At 69.4% G+C, this 4,846-nt stretch carries 5 protein-coding genes; 4 read left to right on the top strand and 1 reads right to left on the bottom strand.

Translation table 11 applies throughout. The annotated features are described in order from the left end of the window. Nucleotides 1-28: 28 nt before the first annotated feature. A complete protein-coding gene (locus tag K206_RS0118890) occupies nucleotides 29-763 on the bottom strand; it encodes a GntR family transcriptional regulator (RefSeq protein WP_029043811.1) in 735 nt (244 codons plus the stop codon). A gap of 171 nt (nucleotides 764-934) precedes the next feature. Here K206_RS0118890 and K206_RS0118885 point away from each other — a divergent pair, with 171 nt between their 5' ends. The 4 genes from K206_RS0118885 to K206_RS38690 form a co-directional block, all read left to right on the top strand. Then, complete coding sequence (locus K206_RS0118885) at nucleotides 935-2,155, top strand: alanine--glyoxylate aminotransferase family protein (protein ID WP_020203952.1); 1,221 nt, start codon at nucleotides 935-937, stop codon at nucleotides 2,153-2,155. Nucleotides 2,156-2,447: 292 nt separating this feature from the next. Next, complete coding sequence (locus tag K206_RS0118880) at nucleotides 2,448-3,722, top strand: MFS transporter (RefSeq protein WP_020203951.1); 1,275 nt, start codon at nucleotides 2,448-2,450, stop codon at nucleotides 3,720-3,722. 10 nt (nucleotides 3,723-3,732) lie between these two features. Then, the gene (locus tag K206_RS0118875) at nucleotides 3,733-4,521 is read left to right on the top strand and encodes a 2-keto-4-pentenoate hydratase (protein WP_020203950.1); all 789 of its coding nucleotides are present in this window, start codon (nucleotides 3,733-3,735) and stop codon (nucleotides 4,519-4,521) included. 38 nt (nucleotides 4,522-4,559) lie between these two features. Then, on the top strand, nucleotides 4,560-4,846 hold a 287-nt coding region (locus K206_RS38690; protein WP_043366894.1), incomplete at its 3' end, for an FAD-binding oxidoreductase.

The following is a 4,846-nucleotide window of genomic DNA, read 5'->3' as shown; positions in this document are numbered from 1 at the left end:
GGGGCCCGCCGCGCCGGCGGGCCCGGCTTCAGTCGTTGTGCGTCACCACGTCGCCGACCGGGTCGGGGTGGATCTGCATCACGGCGTCGCGCTTTTCCAGCAGGTGGCGCCGCAGGATGGCGCCGAGCAGCTTGCCGTCGCGCGCTTCCAGTGCCTTGATCATGTCCTCGTGGTCGTGCACGGCGCGGTCCCACTTGTCGGTCTGGTGGTTGGAGCGGAAGCGCAGCGCCTTCAGGCGGCGGTTGACCGACTGGTAGGTCTGCCGCAGCGCCGAATTGCGGGCGGCCTCGTTGATGCGGTCGTGGATCTCCTGGTTGCGGCTGTAGTAGCCGGGCAGGTCGTTCTGCACGCGGCAGGCCAGCATCGCGTAGTGCAGCGCCTTGATCTCGGCCAGCTCCGCCGGCGTGATGCGCTCGCAGGCCAGCTCGCCCGAGAACGCTTCCAGGCCGCTCATCAGCTCGAAGGTTTCCCACATCTCCGCCTCGGTCATGCGCGAGACGCTGGCGCCGCGGTGCGGCGAGATCTCGATCAGGCCCTCGGCGGCCAGCACCTTGAAGGCCTCGCGCAGCGGCGTGCGCGAGATGCCCAGGGTTTCGCACAACTCGCGCTCGTTGAGCTTCATGCCCGGCGACAGCACGCCTTCCACGATGAACTTGCGCAGGTGCTCGACCACCATCTCGTGCAGCCGCTGCCGCTCCACCCTGGGCAGGATCGGGGCGGGACGGGGCACGCCGCTGTCGCCCGGATTTTGTGGATTTTGCATACAAAGTCCTTCCCTTTGCGTTTTCCGCATTTTACTGCATCTCATTGGCCGCAAGCGCCTCGCGGGTAAACACCGAGCCGCAGCGGCGATTCCGTCCTTGGATCGGGGCCGTTTCGTTGCTAAAGTATTTTGAATTCAAAATTCATGATTCAAACAAAGGAGGCACTGCCCATGATCAAGCTCGATTTCCACCCCGCCGGCCGCCACTTCCTGCAGATCCCGGGGCCGAGCCCGGTGCCGGACCGCATCCTGCGCGCGATGAGCTACCCGACCATCGATCACCGCGGGCCCGAGTTCGGCGCGCTGGGCCGCAAGGTGCTGGCCGACATCAAGAAGATCTTCAAGACGGAGCAGCCGGTCATCATCTATCCGGCCTCCGGCACCGGCGCCTGGGAAGCCGCGCTGACCAACACGCTGAGCCCCGGCGACGCCGTGCTGATGTTCGAGACCGGCCACTTCGCCACGCTGTGGAAGAAGATGGCCGAGGCGCTCGGCCTGAAGCCGGAATTCATCGGCCTGCCCGGCATCGAGGGCTGGCGCCACGGGGTGCGCGCCGACATGATCGAGGCGCGCCTGCGCGCCGACGGCGGCCATGCCATCAAGGCGGTGTGCGTGGTGCACAACGAGACCTCCACCGGCGTGACTTCGGACATCGCCGCGGTGCGCCGCGCCATCGACGCGGCCGGCCATCCGGCGCTGCTGCTGGTGGACACCATCTCCGGCCTGGCCTCGGCGGACTACCGCCATGACGAATGGGGCGTGGACGTGACCGTGTCGGGCTCGCAGAAGGGCTTGATGCTGCCGCCCGGCATCAGCTTCAACGCGCTCTCGGCCAAGGCCATCGCGGCCGGCAGGCAGGCCCGGCTGCCGCGCGCGTTCTGGGGCTGGGACGAGATCCTCGAGGCCAACAAGAACGGCTACTGGCCGTACACCCCCAACACCAACCTGCTCTACGGCCTGTCCGAGGCGCTCGACATGATCCTGGAAGAAGGCCTGGACCACGTGTTCGCGCGCCACCAGCGGCTGGCCGAGGCCACCCGCCGCGCGGTGCGGGCCTGGGGCCTGGAGATCCAGTGCGCCGATCCGGCGGTCTACAGCCCGGTGCTGACCGGCGTGATGATGCCCGAGGGCGTCGACGCCGACGCCGTGCGCAAGCGCATCTACGAACGCTTCGACATGTCGCTGGGCCAGGCGCTGGGCAAGATGCGCGGCAGGATGTTCCGCATCGGCCATCTCGGCGACTGCAACGACCTGACCCTGATGGCCACGCTGGCCGGCTGCGAGATGGGGCTGAAGCTCTCGGGCGTGCCGGTGGCCGCCAGCGGCGTGGCCGCGGCGATGGACTACCTGGTTTCGCTGGAGGACAAGCCGGCGCTCAAGGCGGCGGCCTGAGTTTCATGGGGAAGGCCGCGCCGCCGCGGCCTTCCCGCGCAGTGGCGGCGCTCGGCGGCAAATAGCGGCAAATAGCGGCGCATAGCAGCAAACAGCCGGACAGCAGTACGCACAGGCATGGCTTCACCCGCGCGGGCGAGGCCAGGGAGCGGTGTTGCCGATCGCAGCCCCGCCGCCTGCCGCGCGCGCGCAAGCCCGCCACAGAGCGGGCCCGGCACAGGAAACGCACAAGAGATGCAAAGCCGAGGCCCAGGCGGGCGCCGGGCAGGCAAAAAAAGACCGGAGACAAGCAATGAAGCGCTTTCGTGCCACCAGCATCGTGCTGGTGATGTTGTGCATCATGTATTTCATCACCTACCTGGACCGCGTCAACGTCAGCACCGCCGCGGCCGGCTTCGGCCAGGAGTTCCATCTCAACAAGACCGAGATCGGCCTGGTGTTCTCCGCCTTCGCCTATCCCTACCTCGTGTTCCAGATCATCGGCGGCTGGGTCAGCGACCGCTTCGGCGCGCGCCGCACGCTGATCGCCTGCGGCGTGCTGTGGGCCATCGCCACGCTGCTCACCGGCATGGCCGGCGGGCTGGTCTCGCTGCTGGCCGCGCGCCTGCTGCTGGGCCTCGGCGAAGGCGCGACCTTTCCCGCCGCCACCGCCGCGATGGCGCGCTGGGTGCCCAAGGACAAGCGCGGCTTCGCCCAGGGCATCACCCATGCCTGCGCGCGCGTCGGCAACGCGGTGGCGCCGGCGGCGGTGGTCGCCATCATGGCGGTCTACGGCTGGCGCGAATCGTTCTACCTCTGCGGCGCGATCAGCCTAGTCTGGGTGGCGCTGTGGGCGCTGACCTTCACCGAGCAGCCCAAGGACCATCCGCGCATCACGCAAGCCGAGCTCGAGACCCTGCCGGCGGCGCGCAGCAAGTCGCCCAACGTGCCGTGGCGCCGCCTGTTCCGGCGCATGGCGCCGGTGACGGTCGTCTACTTCTGCTACGGCTGGACGCTGTGGCTGTTCCTGAGCTGGATTCCGCAGTACTTCCTGCACAGCTACGACCTCGACCTGAAGAAGTCGGCGGTGTTCGCCTCCGCCGTGTTCTTCGCCGGCGTGCTCGGCGACACGCTCGGCGGCGTGGTGACCGACAAGCTCTACGAGCGCACCGGCAGCCTGAAGCGCGCGCGCAGCTGGATGGTGGCGGTCTGCATGCTGCTGACCATGATCTCGCTGCTGCCCATGCTGTTCACGCACCAGCTCTATGTCTCGATGGCCTGCCTGTCCGCCGGCTTCTTCTTCGCCGAGATGACCATCGGCCCGATGTGGGCGATCCCGATGGACATCGCGCCGGAATACTCCGGCACCGCCAGCGGCATGATGAACACCGGCTCGGCGCTGGCGGCGATCATCTCGCCGGTGCTGTCGGGCTACCTGATCGACCGCTTCGGCAACTGGGAACTGCCCTTCATCGGCAGCATGCTGCTGATGGGCGTCGGCGTGGTGCTGGCCTTCCGCATGCAGCCCGAGAGCAAGTTCGAAGCCGATGCCGCCGGCGCGGCCAGTCCCACGCACCTGCATGCCTGAGCATCCCGCCATGCGTCATTCCGATCCCGAACGCCATCCCCAACCGCAGCAGGAACTGGCCCGCCTGCTCGCGCGCGCCGGCGGCGGCGGTCTTCGCTTCGCCGATCTGCCGGCCGCGCTGCTGCCGCGGGACGCCGACGCGGCCTACGCCGTGCAGGCCGAAGTGCTGCGGCAGCGCGGCGCCGACATCGGCGGCTGGAAGGTCGGCGCGAAGTCCGCCACCGGACCGGTCCAGGGCGCGCCGCTGCCGGCCGACTGCGTGCATGCCAGCCCCGCCGCGTTGACGTCGGGCAGCTTCCGCCGGCCCGGCCTGGAGCTGGAGATCGCGTTCCGCTTCGGGCGGGTCTTCGCGCCGCGCGCCGCGCCCTATGCCGACGAGGAAGTGCTGGACGGCATCGAATACATGGCCGCCGCCATCGAAGTGGTGGCCAGCCGCTACCGCGAGTGGCCCGCGGTGGACAAGCTCGCGCAACTGGCCGACCTGCAGAACCACGGCGCGCTGGTGGTCGGCGACTGCGTGCGCTACCAGCCCGGCTACCCGTTCCTGCATCCCGCGCTGTCCTTCACCTTCGGCGGCGCCGGGGTGGACGTGGTCGCGGGCGCGCCGGCCAATCCCGCCGGCGATCCGCGCCGCCTGCTGCCGTGGCTGGTGAACCACTGTACGGCGCGCGGCATCACGCTCGGCCACGGCACGCTGGTCACGACCGGCTCCTACACCGGCATGCATTTCCCGGCGCAGGCCGGCGTGGCGCTGGGCACCATCGCCGGGCTGCCGCCGGTCGCACTCACGCTCGGCTAGCCGGGCGCCGGACTCCACAAGCCTCGACAAAAAACGCCATGAACCCCACGCCTTCCTCCCTGCTGGTCAAGCCGGTCCACCTCGTGCCGCCGCAACGCGGCGCGGCCTCGCCGTTGTCGGCGCGGCTGCGCAAGGCGCTGCGCGGCGACGTGCTGTTCGACCGCGCCAGCCGCGGCCGCTATGCCACCGATGCCTCGATCTACCAGATCACGCCGCTCGGCGTGGTGGTGCCGCGCGACCAGGCCGACCTGCTGGCGGCGCTGGAGATCGCGCGCGAGGAACAACTGCCGGTGCTGGCGCGTGGCGCCGGCACCAGCCAGTGCGG

It is taken from the genome of Cupriavidus sp. WS (assembly GCF_000395345.1).
GTDB classification, from domain to species: Bacteria; Pseudomonadota; Gammaproteobacteria; order Burkholderiales; family Burkholderiaceae; genus Cupriavidus; species Cupriavidus basilensis_B.
The sequence above is the reverse complement of the archived record's forward strand: the minus strand, read 5'-3'. Positions and strand labels throughout refer to the sequence as shown.